This is a genomic window from Actinokineospora inagensis DSM 44258 (genome assembly GCF_000482865.1).
Classification (GTDB): domain Bacteria; phylum Actinomycetota; class Actinomycetes; order Mycobacteriales; family Pseudonocardiaceae; genus Actinokineospora; species Actinokineospora inagensis.
Genome location: NZ_AXWW01000049.1, coordinates 1 through 18,400 on the forward strand (window position 1 = coordinate 1; position 18,400 = coordinate 18,400).

The 18,400-nt window shown below is 72.6% G+C and carries 21 protein-coding genes; 4 read left to right on the top strand and 17 right to left on the bottom strand.

From position 1 onward, the window contains the following. Positions 1-415: 415 nt before the first annotated feature. Together H504_RS35815 and H504_RS0118515 are read right to left on the bottom strand one after the other, a co-directional pair. The gene (locus H504_RS35815; RefSeq protein ID WP_051386016.1) at positions 416-898 is read right to left on the bottom strand and encodes an ATP-binding protein; all 483 of its coding nucleotides are present in this window, start codon (positions 896-898) and stop codon (positions 416-418) included. 212 nt (positions 899-1,110) lie between these two features. Next, the gene (locus tag H504_RS0118515; RefSeq protein WP_026423991.1) at positions 1,111-1,431 is read right to left on the bottom strand and encodes an STAS domain-containing protein; all 321 of its coding nucleotides are present in this window, start codon (positions 1,429-1,431) and stop codon (positions 1,111-1,113) included. 211 nt (positions 1,432-1,642) lie between these two features. Between H504_RS0118515 and H504_RS0118520 the strand changes: the two genes are divergently transcribed. Next, positions 1,643-1,939, top strand: coding sequence for a WhiB family transcriptional regulator (locus H504_RS0118520; protein ID WP_026423992.1), 297 nt, complete (start codon positions 1,643-1,645; stop codon positions 1,937-1,939). Between the two features lie 172 nt (positions 1,940-2,111). On the opposite strand, the gene H504_RS35820 is transcribed toward H504_RS0118520, so the two are convergent. From H504_RS35820 to H504_RS0118545, 5 genes are all read right to left on the bottom strand, one after another. Then, positions 2,112-2,900, bottom strand: a complete 789-nt coding sequence (locus H504_RS35820) for a SigB/SigF/SigG family RNA polymerase sigma factor (RefSeq protein WP_051386017.1) — start codon at positions 2,898-2,900, stop codon at positions 2,112-2,114. Beyond that, on the bottom strand, positions 2,897-3,334 hold the full coding sequence (locus H504_RS0118530; RefSeq protein WP_035304850.1) for an ATP-binding protein: 438 nt from the start codon (positions 3,332-3,334) through the stop codon (positions 2,897-2,899). The genes H504_RS35820 and H504_RS0118530 overlap by 4 nt, the downstream gene beginning before the upstream one ends. A 141-nt stretch (positions 3,335-3,475) precedes the next feature. Continuing rightward, positions 3,476-4,456: a hypothetical protein gene (locus tag H504_RS35825; protein ID WP_035304852.1), complete on the bottom strand. Its 981-nt coding sequence runs from the start codon at positions 4,454-4,456 to the stop codon at positions 3,476-3,478. A gap of 150 nt (positions 4,457-4,606) precedes the next feature. Then, positions 4,607-5,905: a DNA polymerase IV gene (locus tag H504_RS0118540; RefSeq protein ID WP_026423994.1), complete on the bottom strand. Its 1,299-nt coding sequence runs from the start codon at positions 5,903-5,905 to the stop codon at positions 4,607-4,609. 30 nt (positions 5,906-5,935) lie between these two features. Continuing rightward, complete coding sequence (locus H504_RS0118545) at positions 5,936-6,661, bottom strand: class I SAM-dependent methyltransferase (RefSeq protein WP_026423995.1); 726 nt, start codon at positions 6,659-6,661, stop codon at positions 5,936-5,938. A 34-nt stretch (positions 6,662-6,695) separates the two neighbouring features. Here H504_RS0118545 and H504_RS0118550 point away from each other — a divergent pair, with 34 nt between their 5' ends. Together H504_RS0118550 and H504_RS0118555 are read left to right on the top strand one after the other, a co-directional pair. After that, positions 6,696-7,562, top strand: coding sequence for a ParA family protein (locus tag H504_RS0118550; RefSeq protein ID WP_026423996.1), 867 nt, complete (start codon positions 6,696-6,698; stop codon positions 7,560-7,562). A 4-nt stretch (positions 7,563-7,566) separates the two neighbouring features. Continuing rightward, positions 7,567-8,385: a DNA-formamidopyrimidine glycosylase family protein gene (locus H504_RS0118555; protein ID WP_026423997.1), complete on the top strand. Its 819-nt coding sequence runs from the start codon at positions 7,567-7,569 to the stop codon at positions 8,383-8,385. On the opposite strand, the gene H504_RS38830 is transcribed toward H504_RS0118555, so the two are convergent. Both H504_RS38830 and H504_RS0118565 read right to left on the bottom strand, forming a co-directional pair. After that, on the bottom strand, positions 8,358-8,804 hold the full coding sequence (locus H504_RS38830; protein ID WP_157440501.1) for a hypothetical protein: 447 nt from the start codon (positions 8,802-8,804) through the stop codon (positions 8,358-8,360). The genes H504_RS0118555 and H504_RS38830 overlap by 28 nt on opposite strands. Positions 8,805-9,237: 433 nt before the next feature. Continuing rightward, positions 9,238-10,005 carry a hypothetical protein gene (locus H504_RS0118565; protein ID WP_157440502.1) on the bottom strand — a complete coding sequence of 256 codons (768 nt, stop codon included), beginning with the start codon at positions 10,003-10,005 and terminating at the stop codon, positions 9,238-9,240. A 33-nt stretch (positions 10,006-10,038) separates the two neighbouring features. Between H504_RS0118565 and H504_RS0118570 the strand changes: the two genes are divergently transcribed. After that, a complete protein-coding gene (locus H504_RS0118570) occupies positions 10,039-11,079 on the top strand; it encodes a quinone-dependent dihydroorotate dehydrogenase (protein ID WP_026424000.1) in 1,041 nt (346 codons plus the stop codon). Here H504_RS0118570 and H504_RS0118575 read toward each other — a convergent pair. The 8 genes from H504_RS0118575 to rimO form a co-directional block, all read right to left on the bottom strand. Next, positions 11,054-12,424, bottom strand: coding sequence for a uracil-xanthine permease family protein (locus tag H504_RS0118575; RefSeq protein WP_342668786.1), 1,371 nt, complete (start codon positions 12,422-12,424; stop codon positions 11,054-11,056). The two genes, H504_RS0118570 and H504_RS0118575, sit on opposite strands and share 26 nt — an antisense overlap. Before the next feature lie 50 nt (positions 12,425-12,474). After that, the gene (locus H504_RS0118580; protein ID WP_026424002.1) at positions 12,475-12,684 is read right to left on the bottom strand and encodes a hypothetical protein; all 210 of its coding nucleotides are present in this window, start codon (positions 12,682-12,684) and stop codon (positions 12,475-12,477) included. A 165-nt stretch (positions 12,685-12,849) separates the two neighbouring features. Then, on the bottom strand, positions 12,850-13,650 hold the full coding sequence (gene pspM, locus H504_RS35835) for a phage shock envelope stress response protein PspM (RefSeq protein ID WP_051386018.1): 801 nt from the start codon (positions 13,648-13,650) through the stop codon (positions 12,850-12,852). A gap of 11 nt (positions 13,651-13,661) precedes the next feature. Beyond that, positions 13,662-14,510: a PspA/IM30 family protein gene (locus H504_RS0118590; protein ID WP_026424003.1), complete on the bottom strand. Its 849-nt coding sequence runs from the start codon at positions 14,508-14,510 to the stop codon at positions 13,662-13,664. Between the two features lie 368 nt (positions 14,511-14,878). After that, the gene (locus H504_RS0118595; RefSeq protein WP_026424004.1) at positions 14,879-15,364 is read right to left on the bottom strand and encodes a helix-turn-helix domain-containing protein; all 486 of its coding nucleotides are present in this window, start codon (positions 15,362-15,364) and stop codon (positions 14,879-14,881) included. 259 nt (positions 15,365-15,623) lie between these two features. Next, positions 15,624-16,130: a CinA family protein gene (locus H504_RS0118600; protein WP_026424005.1), complete on the bottom strand. Its 507-nt coding sequence runs from the start codon at positions 16,128-16,130 to the stop codon at positions 15,624-15,626. Continuing rightward, positions 16,127-16,855 (bottom strand): CDP-diacylglycerol--glycerol-3-phosphate 3-phosphatidyltransferase, encoded by a 729-nt coding sequence (pgsA, locus tag H504_RS0118605; RefSeq protein WP_245614346.1) that lies wholly within the window; start codon positions 16,853-16,855, stop codon positions 16,127-16,129. The genes H504_RS0118600 and pgsA overlap by 4 nt, the downstream gene beginning before the upstream one ends. Next, entirely contained in the window at positions 16,852-18,267 is a 1,416-nt protein-coding gene (rimO, locus tag H504_RS0118610) for a 30S ribosomal protein S12 methylthiotransferase RimO (RefSeq protein WP_026424007.1), read from the bottom strand. Before rimO ends, pgsA begins: the two co-directional genes overlap by 4 nt. Between the last annotated feature and the right edge of the window lie 133 nt (positions 18,268-18,400).

An 18,400-nucleotide genomic window follows, 5' to 3' on the forward strand; every position in this document is an offset into this window, starting at 1 on the left:
GGGAGGGGTGTGAGGGGGCACTGGGCCTCGGGGGACTGCTTGTCGCCTGGCGGCGACGCCGCTGGATCGCGCCAGATTTTGCGGGCTGTGCCCGCTGGGGTGAAGTTGTTTTGTTTGGGGCCCCTAGCGGTGGCCTGGGTAAGGCTAAAAGGCGGGGCCACTGGAAAGACGTGGCCTTACCCGCCAGCCGGCTTAGGCCACCGCTCCCCCCAAACAAAACAACTTCACCCCAGCGGGCGGTTGGTATCGGCGGGTTTCGAGGCGCGCGGTGCGAGAGTGGCGCTTCGTCGATGGGCCGGAGGTTTGTTTTGGGTGCGCGGGGTGGGCTGGCGGCCTTCGTCGACGGGCCGGGGGTTTGATTCTGAGGCGCGCGGGGTGGGTTGGCGGCCTTTGCTGACGGTGGGATGGGGGGAGGTCAGCCGTCGAGGGGTAGGGAGCCTGCTGATTCCCGGCGCAGGGACAGGGGGCCTGTGGCGAGGCCGCCTGCGGGGGTGTGGGTGGGTAGGGCGAATTGGGCCCATACCCATTTGCCTGGGCCTTCTGGGGTGTGGCCCCATGCCTCGCTCAGTGCGGCCACGATGGTGAGGCCGCGGCTGCGTTCGGAGAGCAGGCCGGGGGCTTGGCGCACCGGGGCGTCGTCGGTGTCGTCGCCTACGCGTAGCAGTACTTGGCCTGCGGTCAGCGACAGTTCCATCCGGATGTCTCCGCCGCCGTGTTCGATGGCGTTGGTGACCAGTTCGGAGGTGGCCAGGACGACGTCGCAGAGGACGTTGTCGGGGACTTCCCAGGAACGGAGGGCGGCGCTGACGAAGTCGCGGGCCTCGGCCGCGGAGGTGGTGGCGGGTGGCAGCCGGGTGATCAGCCTGCGCACCCGTCCGGTGCTCGCTGCCTCGCTCACGTCACCTGCCACCACCCCTCGCGCGCGACCAGCGCGCCGTTGATGTCCTCGGGGCCGGGTGGTCACCGGCCCCCGGGTGACCCTGCGCACTGGCCCGGCGGCACTCCCCTGCGGTCCGGGCCCCACGGCGGTCACCTCTGTGTTCACGCCGAGTGGGGTACCCCGGCGGCGACCGGGTGAACCAAGGCGGGACCAGCGGTCGCGGAGGGCGGTCAGACCTGGCCGGGCGAACCCGCCAAGCCGAACACCTCGGCCAAGCCGGTGATCTCGATGATCCGGCGGACCCGCTCGTGCGGGGCGTCGAGCACCAGGGTGCGACCGGACTCCTCGGCCTTGCGCAGCGCGGCGACGAGCACCCGCAGGCCTGCCGAGTCCATGAACTCGACGGCGGACAGGTCGACCCGCACGCCGGTGCCGCCCGGCTCGGCGAGGGCGGTGTCGAGAGCCCGCTCCAACTGGGGCGCGGTGGCCAGGTCCACCTCGCCGGTGACCGAGACGACGACCGGGTCGGTGCCCGCGCTGTTGATCTCCACTGTCGATCCTTCCTCACCGCGGCCGTGTCGCCGCGCGCCGCGCGGCCGTCCACGCCGAGGTCACCCTAGTTGCCACCCGGGTGGTGGTGCCCACCCGGTGATCGCCGCCGCTGTCGCGCGGTCGGGGCGCTGAGCCGTTTCGGCCGCCGGACCCCGGGGTAGTTCCCGGTCGAACCCGCTGTGCGGAGCGGGGCCCGAGGAGGGAAATGCCATGGCCGAGATCACCCGACTGCCCAAGCCCGTGTCCGACGAGTGGGCCTGGCAGCTCAACGGGTCCTGCCGCGGGGCGGACAGCATGATGTTCTTCCACCCGGACGCCGAGCGCGGCCCGGCCAGGCACGCCCGCGAGGAGCGGGCCAAAGCGGTCTGCCGCGCCTGCCCGGTGCTGGCCCAGTGCCGCGAGCACGCGCTGGCCGTCCAGGAGCCCTACGGCATCTGGGGCGCGATGGGCGAGGGTGAGCGCAGGACGCTGATCGCGCAGCGCAGGCGCTCGTTGCGGGTCTCCTGACCTTCCCGTCGACCCCGTCGACGGCAGCCCGCCCGGCCGGGTCCCGACCTCCGGGGAACCCGGCCACGGGTGCGCGCTCGCCGTCATTCGCACCGTTCGCACCATGGCCGAGGACACCACGCGTTCGCGCGGGTACTGGGCCGGGTTCGGCACCCGCAGCACGCTGACCACCTCAGCCCGCCAGGGTGTCCTCGCCGAGCGCGGCCCGCAGCCGCTCCAGCGTCTTGGCCAGCAACCGGGACACCTGCATCTGCGAGACGCCGACCCGGCGCGCGATGTCGGCCTGGGACATGCCGCGGAAGAACCGCAGCACGATGATCTTCTGCTCCCGCTCGGGCAGTTCGGCGATCAGCGGACTCAGCGCCCGCCGGTTGTCCACCTCTTCCAGCCGGTCGTCCTCGTAGCCGAACCGGTCGCCCGCGGGCTCGGCCAGCCGGGCGTCCAGCGAGGTGCCCTGCTTGGCGGCGCTGGCGACCAGCGCCTCGTAGACCTGCTCCTTGGTGAGCCCTAAGTGGTCGGCCAGCTCACTGGGCTTCGGCGCGCGACCCAGCTTCTGGCTCAGCTCGTTGCGGCCCGCGGCGACGGTGACGTGCAGTTCCTTGAGCTGGCGGGGCACCCGCACGGCCCAGCCGGTGTCCCGGAAATGCCTGCGCAGCTCACCCATGATCGTGGGGATGGCGAAGGCGTAGAAGTTGCCGCGGTCGGCCTCGAACCGGTCGACCGCCTTGATCAGGCCGATGGTGGCGACCTGGATCAGGTCCTCCAACTGGTCGCCGCGCCGGTCGAACTTGCGGGCCAGGTTGCGGGCCAGGTCCATGTGGTCGGCGACCAGGTCGCCGCGCAACGCGGCCCGACGCGGATCGTCCGGGGCCAGCGCGGCCAGCTCGCGGAACCGGTCGACGTCGGCGGACCCCTTGTCCGGGGCCTTGCCGGGCTCGTCGCCCGCCGGGGTGGTCGTCACCGGGGGTCAACCCCGGCCGTGCCGGGCACGGCGTACAGCTCGACGCTGATCCGGTGGCCGCCGTCGACGGCCTCGACCTGCTCGGTGACCGCGGCGGCGAGCGCGGTGAGGATCTGCCAACCCATCGCGTCCGACGACGGCGGCTCGGCGTGCTCGGCGTCGACCCTGGCGCGCACCCGCACCCCGGCGTCGACCGGCTCGAACCAGCACAGCAGCGCGCTGTCCGGGGCGGCGGCGCGGACCAGCAGCGAGCACGCCTCGTCCACGGCCATCCGCAGGTCCTCGATGGCGTCGAGGTCGAAGTCCATCCGCATCGCGATGTCGGCGGCGAAGGACCGCAACAGCGGGACCTGCTCGGCGTCCGCCCAGACACGCACCTCGACGTCGCGCACCCCGTGGGTGCGCGCGACCGGGCTGGTTTCGACCTCAGACACGCTTTCCTCCTGCCGTCCTGACGCTGCGCTGGACCGTACCGCGCTACGGGAAAATGTGGAGCGGGGTGGGATTCGCACACTCGTGCCGTCGGCCACCCCGCCCCACAGCGAGAAGATCGCGGGGCAGGACCCTGCTGCTTGTTACCCCACCGGACCCGACTTCAAACCCGCCTGACGGAATGAATTCCGGGTGTACGCGGTCGCGAAGGCGCCCTTGCCCGCGAAGTACTGCCCGACCAGGTACGCCGGGTCGGTGGCGAGGTAGCCGCGCGGGATGTCGCTCCCGTCGTTGCCGTCGTCCCAACCCCACGCGGTGTTGGCGGCGTTGTCCTTGCCGTCATCGCCGCGGAAGGTGCCGAAGGACGCGTAGGTCTCGGAGTTGTCGCGACGCGCCCACAGCCCGCCCGCGGCGAAGTCGTCGATCAGGGCGTAGCCGACGAAGCTGTCGGTGCCACTGGCCGGGACCTCGGCCGTGCCGGACGGGTAGTAGACGACGCCGTCGCCATCGGGGGCGTGGTCGGCGTTCTTGGCGTAGACACCGTGCCCCTTGGCCTCGGCGAACGCGGTGGGGTGCGCGGCACCGTTGTAGGTCTGGGTCTGGAGTTGGCCGTCGACGGTCTCCCGGCCGCTGGTGAACGGGCTGCCCGCGGGGACGTACGAGTAGAAGTCGGTGTGCGCCACCGTGACCATGGCCTGCAGCGCGCCGTAGGTGGAGCCGTCCTTGCGGACGGTCAACAGGACGCCCTCCATGTCGTTCTCGTGCGTGAACAAACCAAGGGGATCGGGGAAATCTTCCCAATCCCGTGGGTGGTAGAAGGAGTAGGTCAGGAACCAGTGCGTGCTGGTCTCGACCACGGAGTAGTAGACGGCGCCGGTGAGGCGGGCGACCGAGGCGCTCTGGTTCTCCCAGTTGTTCAGCGTGTTCCAGTCGCCGTCGTAGTCGACCCGGGAGAGGTAGTCGGCGTCGTAGTCGCTGGAGTCGGTGTCCTGGTAGAGGATCGGTGCCCAGCGGGTGGCCAGGTCGAGGTCGCCGACCGGGGCCGCGGTGGCGACCGGGGTGACGGCGAGGCAGGCGAGCACGGTGCTGGCGGCGATGACGGCCAGGCGGCGTAAGCGGCGCATCGGCGGCGGATACCTCCGGTGATCGATGGATCGGTCACCAGTTGACTACCGCACGTGGTCGACAGTGATGTGGACGCCGGACGACGCGGTCATGGCACCGGCGGGCCGGACGGGTGATCGCGGGCAGGCGGGCACAGGGGTGACCAGGGGTCAGCGACCGGGAGTGCGGTCCGGTTTCGGTTCGGTGCCGCCGACGCGGCCGGGGTGGTCGCCGAGCAGGGCGGCTGGGCGGACGGCGGCGGTGCCGAAGCGGGTGCGGGCGCGGTCGGCGGCCTGGTCGGCCTCGCGCCAGCCCTGGGCCGGGGTGTCGATGGCGAGTTGTTCGGCGCCGTCCGAGGCGAGTTGTTCGAGGCGGACGCCGATCAGGCGGATCGCGCCGGGTGGGGTCTGTTCGGCGAGCAACTGGGCGGCGGTGCGGTAGATCACCTGGGTGACGTCGGTGGCGACCGGCAGCGTCCGCGACCGGCTGATGGTGGTGAAGTCGGCGAACCGGACCTTGATCGACACGGTGCGGCCGCGCAGGCCGCGCTCACGCAAGGTGGCGGCGGTGCGCTCGGACAGCCGGAGCAGCTCGCGGCGGAGCAGGTCGCGGTCGAAGTGGTCGGTCTCGAACGTCTCCTCGGCGCCGATCGACTTCTCGGCGGTGTCCGGCACCACGGCGCGGTCGTCGTGACCGCGGGCGAGGGCGTGCAGGTGTTCGGCCATCGCGGTGCCGAGCAGTCGGCGCAGCCGGGGCAGCGGCGCGGCGGCCACATCGGCGACCCGCTCCAGACCGGAGTCGAACAGCCGCTCCGCGGTGCGCTTGCCCACACCCCACAGCGCCGACACCGGAAGCGGGTTCAGGAACTCGGCCACCTCGGCCCGCGGGACGATCATCATGCCGTCCGGCTTGGCCAGCCCGGAGGCGAGCTTCGCGACGAACTTGGTCGGCCCCACCCCGACCGAGCAGGCGATCCGGTGCTCGGCCTGCACCCGGCGGCGGATCAGCGCGCCCACCCCGGCCGGGGTCAGCCGCAGCCGCCGCAGCGCGCCGGACACGTCGAGGAACGCCTCGTCCAGGCTCAGCGGCTCGACCAGCGGGGTGACCTCCCGGAAGATCGCCAGCACCCCGGCCGAGACCTCGCGGTAGAGGTCGAACGTCGGCGGCAGGTACACCGCCTGCGGGCACAACCGGCGGGCCTGGCTGGTCGGCATGGCCGAGCGGACCCCGAACCGGCGGGCGATGTAGTTGGCCGAGGACACCACCCCGCGCGTCCCGACCCCGCCCACCACCACCGGCCGGTTGACCAGCTCGGGCCGCTCGCGGATCTCGACGGAGGCGTAGAAAGCGTCCATGTCGACGTGCAGCACCGGGCAGCCCGCGTCTTCCGGCCACCCGTCCTGGCCCGCCGAGTCGGAAACCCGGTACCGCTCGACCAGCCCCCTGGGCAGGTCCCCGCTGCGCCCCATGACCCCAGCCAACCACAGCGGACCGACAGATCACCCCCGGGCGATGGCGTGCAGCTTCGTCGCGATGTCGCGCAGCGGCGGCGTGACGGCGGCCAGGGCCTCCAGCTCGGCCAGCGCGTCGACCGCGCCCGGGTTGGCCTCCAGCACCGAGCCGCTGACCAGGTCCGACACCACGGACTGGCCCTGCACCAGCTCGACGGTGAGCCCGGCGGCGGCCAGCAGGTCGCGCAAGCCCGCGGTGTCGAACCGGCGCAGCAGCGCCTCGCCGGACAGGCCGAGCGCTCCGGTCTCGTGGTCGAGCAACCGCCGGGCGTCGACGAGCCTGCCGGAGATCGCCCGCTGCAGCACCGCCGCGTACCGGTTGGCGACCAGCACCGAGAGCACCCCGCCGGGGGCGACGGTGCCCGCGAGCGCGGCGACGGTGGCGGCCGGGTCGTCCACGACCTCCAGCAGCCCGTGCGCCAGCACCAGGTCGGCGGAGGCGGGTTTGACCAGCTCGGCGAGCGCGTCGCTGTCGCCCTGCACGGCGGTGATCAGGGCGGCCACGCCCGCCTCGTGGGCGCGGCGGTGCAGGGTGGCCAGGGCGTTGGGGCTGGGCTCGACGACGGTCACCGCGCAGCCCGCGACGGCCAGCGGGACGGCGAGCACACCGCTGCCGCCCCCGACGTCGAGGACGCGCGGCGGCTCCCCGCCGCGGCGTTCGCGGGCGGCGGTCAGCTCGGCGTCGAGCACACGGCGAACAGCATCCGGTCGCATGGACACGAACTGTAGAGACTCTAAGGTCTAGGTCGTGCAAACGGTGGCGGTGCTCAGCCTCAAGGGTGGCGTGGGGAAGACCACGGTGGTGCTCGGCCTGGCCTCGGCCGCGCTGCGCCGGGGCGCGCGCACCCTGGTGGTCGACCTCGACCCGCAGTGCAACGCCACCGCGACGCTGGACCCCGCCGAGACCGAGGCCACCCTCGCCGACGTGCTGGAGACCCCGCGGGCCGCCGTGCTGCGCGCCGCCATCGCGCCGAGCGCCTGGAGCGACGAGGTCGACGTGATGGTCGGCTCGGAGGAGCTGGAATCGCTCAACGACCCCGACCCGGGCATGCGGCGGCTGGAGAAGCTGGGTCGGGCGCTGGCCGAGCTGGGGTCGCTGCTGGCGGAGGGTGAGCTGCCGTACCAGTTGGTGCTGCTGGACTGCCCGCCGTCGCTGGGCCGGTTGACCCGGTCGGCGCTGGTGGCGGCCCAGGGCGCGTTGCTGGTGACCGAACCCACCCTGTACGCGGTGTCCGGCGCGCAGCGCGCGTTCGAGGCCGTGGAGAACACCCGGCGCGAGCACAACCCGAACCTGGTGCCGCTGGGCGTGGTGGTCAACAAGGTGCGGCCGCACTCGTACGAGCACCAGTTCCGCATCGCCGAGCTGCGGGAGAACTTCGGGTCGCTGGTGATGCCGGTCGCCCTGCCGGACCGGTTGGCGGTGCAGCAGGCGCAGGGCGCGTGCATGCCGATCCACAACTGGCACACCCCCGGCGCGCGCGAGGTCGCGTTGGCGTTCAACCTGCTGCTGGCCCGGGTGCTGCGCACCGGGGGCCGCGGCAGGCACCAGGCCATCGCCTGGCCGGACGACGAGGACGCGCCGGACGAGACGACGGACGAAACAACGGGCGAATGACCTGATGCCCGAGGGCGACACGATCTTCCGCACCGCCGCCGTCCTGCGCGACGCGCTGGTCCCGCACGTGCTGACCCGCGGCGAACTCCGACACCCACGGTTGTCCACTGTGGACCTCACGGGGCGGGCCGTTGTCGGTGTGCGGTCGGTGGGCAAGCACCTGTTCATCCGGTTCTCAGCCGGGTTGAGCTTCCGCAGCCACCTCGCGATGGACGGGATCTGGCAGGTCACCGCGCTGCGCGCGCGGTGGCGCCGGGCCGCGCACCAGGCCAGGGCCGTGTTGCTCACCGAGTCCCGCCAGGCGATCGGTTTCCTGCTGCAGGAGATGGCCTTGGTGGACACGGCGGACGAGGACCGCTTGGTCGCGCACCTCGGGCCGGACCTGCTCGACCCGGCGTGGGGGCCAGATCATCTCGCGCGCGCCGTAGCCCGGTTGACCGCGGACCCGTCCCGCGAGATCGGAGTGGCCCTGCTCGACCAGCGGGTGATGGCCGGGGTTGGCAACGTGTTCAAGGCCGAGATCTGCTTCCTGCTCGGCGTGTCGCCGTGGACCCCGGTGTCCGATGTGGACGCCGCGCGGGCGGTGGCGTTGAGCCGGGACCTGTTGGACCGCAACAAGATGGTCGTCGACCGGATCACCACCGGCGACCAGCGGCGGGACCGGCGGCTCTGGGTGTACGGCCGCCGCGGCACACCCTGCCTGGTCTGCGGCGGGGAAGTCCTGGTGGGGAGCCAGGGTCCGGACACCCGCGAACGGATCGCGTACTACTGCCCGAGGTGCCAACCCGGGCCGGTTCAGCAGATCAGCAGACCGCACGGTTGATGAGTGCGCGTGGGACGCGTGGTCGTCGTCGTGGTGACCGGTGGGGGTGTCGTGGTGGTCGGTTTCGGCTGAGTCGTGGTGACACTGGGCACCGAGGACACCGAAGGCACCGTGGTGGTGGCGACCGTCGTGGGAACCGTGGTCGTTGACGTGGCCGGGGTGAGGACGGTGGTCGAGGTCGGGGATAACGACGTCGATAGGACCACCGGGACGGATGTCGACCGCGACGGCGCGGGAACGCCGCTGGGTTCCGGCCGCCCGGAGGCCGGGATGGGTTGGGGCGCCTCGTTGGCCGCCGGACGCGCGCCCGGCAGGTCCGGGCCCGCCGCCAGGTATCCCTCGTACCACAGGGCAGCGGCGGCGACGCCGACCACCACGCCGATCGCCATGCGTCCCGGGTGGTCCTGCGGTGCGGGCACGAGACCCCTCTCGCCGGTGGTGAGTGATATTCACACACCCTGCCGTTGTGGTTGGCCACCCTAGCAGCACCCGGATGGGCGACGGTTAAACCGTTTGAAGCCCATCGGCGGAGCGCATAAATTGGGCGGTACACGAGAGAGGAGGTGGTCCAACGGTGTATTCCCATAGGACTCGTGAGGTGGCTGTCCGCTAGGACCACCCATCCGAGAACGATGGTGCCGGCCTTCGCAACACGGATGACACGGCCCTTCCGGGGCTGATGCCGTACGCGCGGGCGTGTGGTCGGCGAATACCAGGCAGTCACCCAGCCCCCGGGCTTCCGGGCCCAGTCCGACCCGGACCCCGCCGCCACCTTGTCGGCCGGGGAAGCACGCCCGGGGGCTGTCCTCCACCCAGATCTGCACAGTGGCCCAGTCGGCTCTGCACAGTGGCCTAGTCGGCCTCGACCTGTTGCAGTCTGCGCCACGCCAGACCGGCGGTGCGCTCGGCGGACTTGGCGTCGCGGCGGGCCGTCTGCAGCGTTCGGCGGGCCTCCAGTTCGGCGTGTTCGGCCTCGTCCAGCGCGGCGTTGAGTTCTCGGACGCGGTCCTCGGCCTGCGTCACGGCCTCTTCGGCGGCGGAGACCGCCCGGTCGGCCTCGGTGCGTTGGGCCTCCGCCTCCTTCACGGCCGCCTTGGCCTCGGCGAGCGCGGACCGGCGGGCCTTCGGTTTCGCCTCGGGCTTGGCGGTGGTCGAGGGGGCGATGGACAAGCCCGGCCAGGTGTCCTCGACGGCGAGATCGCGGACCGAGGCCAGCCTGCCCGCGCGGAGGGTTTCGGCGGCCTTCTCGTCGGCGATGGCCGTGGTGAACATGTCCGCCAGCTCACGGGTGATCGGCTCACTCAGGTCGTCGCCCGCGGCGGCGATGAGCGACCCGAGCAGTGCCGCGCGGCGTTTGGCCAGGTCACGCAAGCGGGCGCCGTCGGCCTTGGCGTGCGCTTCGCGGAGCTCGGCGCCCAGGTCGGCCAGGTCGTCGATCAGGCCGGGGTCGCGGCGGACCAGCGTGTTGACCAGCCAGGCGGCGGTGGTCGGCTTCGGCAACTTCTCCACCCGGGTGGCGGCGGCGCTGTCACCGTCCGCGCGCAGGCGCTTGGCGAGGTCGCGCCGGGCCGGGACGAACTCGTCCCGAGGCAGGCCGTAGAGGTCGCTGACGTCGCTCACGGTGTCCATGATGGCGGATGAAAGCATGGGCGGGTGGCGTACAAGCAGCTCATCCGTCGTGCCCTGTTCTCCCTCGGTGGCGGGAACCCCGAGATCGCGCACGAGCGCACCATGGCGGCGCTGACCCGGCTCGGCTCGGTCCGCCCGGCGGTCGCGGGGTTGCGCAGGGTGTTCGGCAGCGGCGAGCGCCACACCGCGTTCGGCGTGACCTTCCCCGGTCGGGTCGGGCTGGCGGCGGGGATGGACAAGGACGGGCGCGCGCTCAAGGCCTGGCCCGCGCTGGGGTTCGGGCACGTCGAGGTCGGCACGGTCACCCGGCACGCCCAGCCCGGCAACCCGCGGCCGCGGCTGTTCCGGCTGCCGGAGAGCGAGGCGATCATCAACCGGATGGGGTTCAACAACGCCGGAGCGGACGCGCTGGCGGCCCGGCTGGCCGCGCTGGGCCCGGTCGGCGTCCCGCTGGGGATCAGCATCGGCAAGTCCAAGGTCACCCCGGTCGAGGAAGCCGTCGACGACTACCGGTACTCGCTGCGGGCGCTCTACCGGTTCGGCGACTACTTCGCGGTGAACGTCAGCTCCCCCAACACCCCCGGCCTGCGCGGGCTGCAGGACCGCGACGCACTCGACGTGCTGCTCGGCGAACTGCGGAAGGAGTCGCTGGAGCTGGGTGGGGCCACACCGAAGCCGATCCTGGTGAAGATCGCGCCCGACCTGACCGACCACGCGATCGGCGAGGTCCTGCAGGTGTGCGCCGACCACGGGATCGCGGGCGTGATCGCCACCAACACGACCCTGGCCCGCACCGGCCTCTCCCCCGCCGAGACACCGGTCGGGGCGGAGGCGGGCGGTCTGAGCGGGCGGCCGCTGACCGACCGCGCCCGGGACGTGGTGGCCTTCGTGGCGCGGGAGACCGGCGGGCGGCTGCCGATCATCGGCGTCGGCGGGATCTTCGACGTGGCCGCCGCCGTGCGGATGCTCGACGCCGGGGCGAGCCTGGTGCAGCTCTACACCGGGTTCGTGTTCGAGGGACCGGTCCTGGTGCGGCGGATCAACCGCGCGGTCGCGGGCCGCTGAGCTCGCCGCCACCCCGGTTGGCCAGCCACCGCAGCAGCGGGTGGCCGCAGACCACCGCGACCGCGCCCCACGCGATCCCGCCGAACACCGCGCCACCCAGCTCGATCCGCAGGTCACCGGCTCCGGCGACCACGGCGACCGCGACCACGGTCAGGTTGACCGGGTCGGCGAAGTCGACCCGGTCGGCGAACCAGATCCGCACGCCGACCAGCGCGATCATCCCGTACAGCAGGATGGTGGCGCCACCGAGCACCCCGTCCGGGATCGTGTTGACCAGGGCGCCGAACTTCGGGCTCATCGACAGCACGATCGCGGTCAGCCCGGCCACCCCGTAGGCGGCCGTCGAGTAGACGCGGGTGGCGGCCATGACGCCGATGTTCTCCGCGTAGGTCGTGGTGCCGGAGCCGCCGCCGAACCCGGCCAGCGTGGTGGCCAGCCCGTCGGCGATCAGCGAGTCGCCCACCGAGCCGTCCAGGTCGCGCCCGGTGACCGCGCCGACCGCCTTGACGTGGCCGACGTTCTCCGCGACCAGCACCAGCACCACCGGGATGACCAGCAGGATCACCGACGGCCGGACCTGCGGCGCGGAGAACTGCGGCAGCCCGAACCAGGCGGCGTCGGACAGCGCGGTCAGCCGGTCCTGGCTGAGCGCACCGCTCACAGCGGCCACGATCCAGCCGACCAGCACACCCGCCAACACGGACAGTCGCGACAGCAGCCCGCGCGCGACCACCGCACACCCGACGATCACCACCAGCGTCAGCAGCGCGATCACCGGCTGCTTGCCGAACGCCGCCGTCGCCGCGGGCGCCAGGTTCAGCCCGACCAGCACGATCACCGCCCCGGTCACCACCGGCGGCATGACCGACTCCAGCAGCCGCACCCCCAGCGCCTTCACCGCGACACCCACGCCGACCAGCAGCAACCCGGCCACCAGCACCCCGCCCAACTGGGCGGCGACGCCGTGCTCCTGGGCCGCGGTCAACGGCGCGATGAAGGCGAAGGACGAGCCGAGGTAGGCGGGCACCCGGTTGCGGGTGATCACGAGGAACAGCAGCGTGCCGATTCCGGAGAACAGCAGCGTGGTGGTCACCGGGAAGTGGGTGAGGGTCGGTACCAGGACCGTCGCGCTGAACATGGCGGCAACGTGCTGGACGCCGAACCCGACGGTGAGCGGCCAGCTCAGCCGCTCGTTCGGGGCGACCACCGCGCCGTCACGGACACGGCGGCCGTCGCCGTGCACCGACCACAACGCCAACGCCGCCTCCACCCCGCCCGAACCGCCCCCGGCTCCACCTGCTCGTGCATGGTGCCACAGCACGTAGTCGACGAGTCGATACGACACCGTGATATTCACACCGATGCACTAGTCAACGGCGGCGAGGTGACCGGCGGTTATCGGGGCATCCAGGACAGCACCAGCGCGTACGGGTCCGCGGTGCCGGTGCGGCCGTGGTCGATCATGTCCACCGCGGCGTCCAACATCCGCCCGGCCCGCCGCCGGTCGACCCCCATGCCGTCGACGATCGCCCAGAACCCGGTCTCGTACTCGGCCATCCGGGCTACCTGCCCCGCCACCGCGCGGCGGATCCCACAGTCGTCCATCGACGCACCTCCCGAGTCCGAGCGCGCCCCGCGAACGGAGCGCACCTAAGTAGGGACGTGAAGGACACGCGTGAGTTCGGGCCGCATGATGCGCCCGGTCGGGTGAGAACGATCACGCATCTGGTGACGCGGCGTGTCCTCCGCGCGCGGCCGCAACCGCCCGGATCACCCCAGGGAGAGTTCGCGCAGGGCGAGCGCCAGGGCGGCGAGGCGGTCGGTGGCGTCGGTGAGGTCGTGCCGGGGTTCGGCGACCGAGCTGGCGGCCAGGGCGCGGGCGGCAGCCGCGATGAGGGCCCCGTAGCCGTCCATGCCCTGGTCCAGTTGGGCCCGCAACGCGCGGACACTGTCGGTCAGATGGCCTCGGTCGACCGGTGGGGCGTGCTCACGGGCGCGTTCCACCACCTGGATGCGGGCGGCGACCGCGCGCAAGGCGGACGCGGCCTCGGTGCCGGTGGCGCGCGCCTCGACCACCGCGTCCGGTGGGACCAGCGCCGCGCGGGTCAACTGGTCGAGCAGTTCCCGCAGGATGTCCTCGGCCTCCGCCAAGCGGGACATGGGTTCCCGGGCCTGCGAGTTGCGGTGCGGCAGCGGGACCGGGACGGGCGGGGCCTCGGGCAGCGGTTCCCGGTGCAGCCGCCACGAGCGGAACCCGGTGGTGACGGCCGCGAAGCCGGAGATCACCGCCGCGCCGATCAGCGCCGGACCGGCCAGACCGGGGGCGGCGGAGGCGGTTTCCACCACCACCGCCCCCGTCGTGGTCGTCACGCCGGTCACCGTCCACAGCCGCGCGCGGCGCAGGGCGCGGCGGCGTTGCCGGACGGCTTTCGCCCGTGGGTCCCGCCGCAGGCCCGCGATGGCCTCGCGCACGTGCTGGGAGTAGACCTGCAGTTGCTGGCCGTACGCGCCGCGCCACTGGCCCGCCAGTTCCTCGGCGAGCCTGCTCAGCTCGTTGCGGCCGGGACCCACCGTCGCGGCCGTCAGGCGCCGGACTGCGGGTTGGCCTTCTGCTCCTGGGCCACCCGCTGCTGGATCTCGGCCTGGATGTTGGCGGCGGCCGACTGCGACGCCGCGCTGGCGCCGCTGGTGACCTGGCCCGCGACCTGGCCGCCGTTCATCGACGCCCGGATCTGGTCGAGGCGGGAGCGGCCCGCGAGTTCGGTGGTGGAGACCTGGACCTCCATCATCCGACCCTGCACCGAGTTCTGCGCCAGCTCGGCCGACCCGACGGCGGTGGCGTAGCGCTTCTCGATCTTGTCCCGGACCTCCTCCAGCGAGGGGGTGTTGCCCGGGGCGGCCAGTTCGCTCATCTGGTTGAGCGAACGGGACACCTGCTCCTGCATCTTGGCCTGCTCCAACTGGCTGAGCAGCTTGGTGCGCTCGGCGAGCTTGTTCTGCAGCACCATCGCGTTGCGCTCGACGGCCTGCTTGGCCTGCCCGGCGGCTTGCAGCGCCTGGTCGTGCAGCGTCTTGAGGTCCTCGATGCCCTGCTCGGCGGTCACCAACTGGGTGGCGAAGCCCTGCGCGGCGTTCTCGAACTGGGTCGCCTTCTGCTCGTCGCCCTTGGTGCGGGCCTCGTCGGCCAGCACCAGCGCCTGGCGGGCGGAGGCCTGCAGCTTCTCCACGTCGCCGAGTTGGCGGTTGAGCTTCATCTCCAACTGCCGCTGGTTGCCGATCACCGCGGCGGCCTGCTGGGAGAGCGCCTGGTGCTGGCGCTGGGCCTCCTCGATGGCCTGCTGGATCTGCACCTTGGGATCCGCGTGCTCATCGATCTTCGACGAGAACGACGCCATGAGGTACTTCCAGAACTTCACGAACGGGTTGGCCATCGTCGTCCTCCGCCTGCCTCTTCATTCCCTGCGCCGAGTTCAACCGGACGCTCCCCGCACGGGTGCACCGTCACCCCGCGTACCGACGCAACGGCCCGGCGCCGGTGTTGGTTCCACACCGGTAACCCGGGTGGCCCAGCGCACGCGAAGTTGGGGAAGTCCTTTCCTGTGGGTTCCATCGTGTCAGGTGCGTGCGGGCGGTTCCACTGGACCCAGCAGAAATCAGGGATCACCCATAGATCACCCCTGAGGAACCGGACCGCCCTCCGGGGTAACCCCGGACTCCGGTCCTGCTCGTGGACACGCCACAGGGCCCGGACCGTGCGCCGACGGCCGGGCCAAGGGCGTGTTGACCTGGGGGTACCCGCTCAGGCGGCGAACACGGCGCCCGCCCGGCCGGAGCCGATCGGGGCCTCGATGCGGTGGCTGAGCACCGGTTGGATGCGCAGGTCGGCCAAGTGTTCACCGATGACGGCGGGCACCAGCCTGCCGCCCTCCGCCGCGGCTCGCGGCGCCGGGTCGCGCTGGGCGGCGTCGATGCCCTCCAGCGACTCGATGGTCTCCAGCGACTCCACCGGCTCGCCGCCGACCCGCTCGGGCACGCCGACCGGGACCGAGGTGAGCGCGCCGATGTCCGAGGCGACGTTGTAGAGCAACTCCGAGAGCGGCAACTCCAAGGCGTCGCAGATGGCGGACAGCAGCTCGCTGGAGGCCTCCTTGCGCCCGCGCTCCACCTCGGACAGGTAGCCGAGGCTGACCCTGGCCGAGCGGGAGACCTCGCGCAGCGTGCGCCGCTGGTTGGTGCGGGCGTGTCGGAGCCGATCACCGATCGCCTCGCGCAACAGCACGGTCATCGCGCACCTCCCTTCCTCGACGGGCACCGCGGTCCGCACGCCGCCCCCGCCCAGGGGCGAGAACCGGAGCGGGCACGACGCGGGGCCGTCACACCGACAACGTTACCCACGGTCCCCGACAACGCGCAGCGACTTACCGGGTAGTCCGCCAAGAGCGAACGACCACGTCGACCCCGGGGTTCCCGGTGTCCACCGGGCCGTTCCGGGTATCCGCGCGGCGCCATCCGGACGCGGGCGCGCACTGACCGTGACCTCGGGCTCACCCGGGAAGGGTACCCAGGTCCGCGCCGATGAGCGCGAGGGCGGCGGCGACCCCGGCGGCCCGGACGTCCTCCCGGTCGCCGGGGGCGGTGATCACCCGGTGCCGCTCGCCGCGCGGTCCGGCCAGCGCGACGTGCACGGTTCCCGGGGCGACGCCGTCCTGCGGGTCGGGCCCGGCGACGCCGGTGAGGCCGATCCCGACGGTCGCCCCGCAGCGGTCTCGGGCGCCCCTGGCGAGCTGCACGGCCACGTCGGCGTGGACCGCGCCGCGCTCGGCCAGCAGGTCAACATCGACCCCGGCCAGCGCGTGCTTGAGGTCGGTCGCGTAGACGACCAGGCCGCCGCGGACGACGGCGCTGGAGCCGGGGACGCTGGTGAGGGCCGCGGTGAGCAGCCCGGCGGTCAGCGACTCGGCCGTGGCGACCGTCTCACCCCGCTCGCGCAGCGCGGTGACCACGGCCACCACCTGGGCCCGGTCGACGCCGGGGAGCAGGCCGAGGCTCACGGGGCGAGCGCGCGCAGGCCGCGGGCCCGCAGCCGGACGGCCCGCAGGACGTAGTCGACACCGGTGACCACGGTCAGCACGACGGCGGCGCCCATGGAGATCCAGGCGACCGGGACGAGCCACCCGGGCAACGGCAGCAGGAACGCGCCGATGGCGAACACCTGGGTGAGGGTCTTGAGCTTGCCGCCGCGACTGGCCGGGATGACCCCGTGCCGGATCACCCAGAACCGCAGCAGGGTGACGCCGACCTCGCGGACCGCGATGACGATGGTGATCCACCAGGGCAGCTCGGCGAGCACGCTCAACCCGACCAGCGCGGCGCCGGTGAGCGCCTTGTCCGCGATCGGGTCGACGATCTTGCCGAAGTCGGTGATCAGGCCGTGCTTGCGGGCCAACCTGCCGTCGACGTGGTCGGTGATGGAGGCGATCACGAACACGGCGAACGCGATCAGCCGCCAGCCGGTGTGGTGGCCGCCGCCGGTGAACAGGGCGAGCAGGAACACCGGGACCAGCACCAGCCGGGTCAACGTGAGCAGGTTGGCCACGTTGAGCAGCGGGACCTCGGTGGGTTCCGGCAGTTCGGCGCCGGGCGCCGGGTCGACGGCGCGCACCAGGGGCACCGCGGGCACGCCGGGCACGTCCGTGGTTGGGCCGGTGACCGGGCGCATGACCCGGTCCTCGTCGCCGACGGCCCCGCCCGGTCCGCCGGTCGCGGCCGAACTCATTGCGACCCCGGGGTGGCTCGTGGCAACACCTCGACGACCTCGACTATCAGGTCGACGCCCTCGGTGTCGACCACGCGGGCGCGCAGCAGGTCGCCGACGGAGTACTTCTCGCCGTCGAGGACGACGCACTCGCCGTCGACCTCCGGGGCCTGGTGCGCGGCGCGGCCGACGCAATCGTCGTCGTCGGTCTCCTCGCGTTCGACGAGCACGACGACCTCGGTGCCGACCCGGTCCTCGGCGCGCTGGGCGGTGAGCTCCTCGGCGAGCGCGGAGACGCGGGCGACCCGGGCGGCGATGGTGTCCGCGTCGTTCTTCTCGTCCAGGCCCTCGGCCTCGGTGCCGTCCTCGTCGGAGTAGCCGAACACGCCGACCGCGTCCAGGCGGGCCTCGGTGAGGAACCGGGCGAGCTCGTCCACGTCGGCCTCGGTCTCGCCGGGGAAGCCGACGATGACGTTGCTGCGGATGCCCGCGTCCGGTGCCAGCGCGCGGATCTGCTCGACCAGGCCGAGGAAGCTCTCGGTGTTGCCGAAGCGGCGCATCCGGCGCAGCACGGGCTCGCTGGAGTGCTGGAAGGACATGTCGAAGTAGTCGGCGACACCCGAGGTGGTGGCGATGGCGCGCACCAGGTTGGGGCGGGTCTCGGCGGGCTGCAGGTAGGACACCCGGACCCGGTCGATGCCGGGGATGGCGGCGAGCCGGGTCAGCACGGCCTCCAGCGCGCCCTGGCCAGCGTGCTCGCGGCCGAGGTCCTTGCCGTACGAGGTGGAGTTCTCGCTGACCAGCACCAGCTCGCGCACGCCCTGCGCGGCCAGCCAGGCGCCCTCGGCGACGATCTCGTCGGGCAGCCGGGAGACGAAGGAACCGCGGAAGCTGGGGATGGCGCAGAACGAGCAGCGCCGGTCGCAGCCGGACGCGATCTTGAGCGAGGCGACCGGGCCGTCGTCGAGCCGCTTGCGCAGCGCCGCCGGGCCCCACGCGTGACCGGGGACGGTGACGTCGTCGTCCTTGCGGGCGTCCTGCCGCTGGGCCGGGGAGATCGGCAGCAGCGTGCGCCGGTCGACCGGCACGTGCGACGCGACCGCGTGGCCCGCGACGACGTCACCGAGCCGCTCGGCCAGGTCGGGGTAGTGGTCGAAGCCGAGCACGGCGTCCGCCTCGGGCAGGCTCGCCGCCAACTCCTCGCCGTACCGCTCGGCCAGGCACCCGACCGCGACGACCTTGGCGCCCGTGTCGGCCGCGGCGAGCAGGGTGTCCACCGAGTCCTTCTTGGCCGACTCGACGAAGCCGCACGTATTGACCACGATCACGTCCGGGGTCGACTCGGCGTCGACCAACTCCCAGCCGCCGCCCGCCAACCGGCCCGCCAGCTCCTCGGAGTCGACCTCGTTGCGGGCACAGCCGAGGGTGAGCATGGCGACCCGGCGCGTCGCGGACGCGGCGGACACCGAGGGCGTGGTGGAAGTGGACGTGGTGGGAGAGGACACGGCCCAAGGGTAACCGCCCGGTGTCCAGCGGTTGGACCCGAGCGGACCCGGCCCGCGCGGG

Excerpts from the sequence above, each read along its gene's own strand:
- H504_RS0118580 (WP_026424002.1), bottom strand. The coding sequence starts at position 12,684 with ATGGACGACTGTGGGATCCGCCGCGCGGTGGCGGGGCAGGTAGCCCGG.
- H504_RS0118590 (WP_026424003.1), bottom strand. The coding sequence starts at position 14,510 with ATGGCCAACCCGTTCGTGAAGTTCTGGAAGTACCTCATGGCGTCGTTC.
- H504_RS35825 (WP_035304852.1), bottom strand. The coding sequence starts at position 4,456 with ATGCGCCGCTTACGCCGCCTGGCCGTCATCGCCGCCAGCACCGTGCTC.
- H504_RS0118545 (WP_026423995.1), bottom strand. The coding sequence starts at position 6,661 with ATGCGACCGGATGCTGTTCGCCGTGTGCTCGACGCCGAGCTGACCGCC.
- pgsA (WP_245614346.1), bottom strand. The coding sequence starts at position 16,855 with ATGAGTTCGGCCGCGACCGGCGGACCGGGCGGGGCCGTCGGCGACGAG.
- rimO (WP_026424007.1), bottom strand. The coding sequence starts at position 18,267 with ATGCTCACCCTCGGCTGTGCCCGCAACGAGGTCGACTCCGAGGAGCTG.
- H504_RS0118555 (WP_026423997.1), top strand. The coding sequence starts at position 7,567 with ATGCCCGAGGGCGACACGATCTTCCGCACCGCCGCCGTCCTGCGCGAC.
- H504_RS0118540 (WP_026423994.1), bottom strand. The coding sequence starts at position 5,905 with ATGGGGCGCAGCGGGGACCTGCCCAGGGGGCTGGTCGAGCGGTACCGG.
- H504_RS0118595 (WP_026424004.1), bottom strand. The coding sequence starts at position 15,364 with ATGACCGTGCTGTTGCGCGAGGCGATCGGTGATCGGCTCCGACACGCC.
- H504_RS0118520 (WP_026423992.1), top strand. The coding sequence starts at position 1,643 with ATGGCCGAGATCACCCGACTGCCCAAGCCCGTGTCCGACGAGTGGGCC.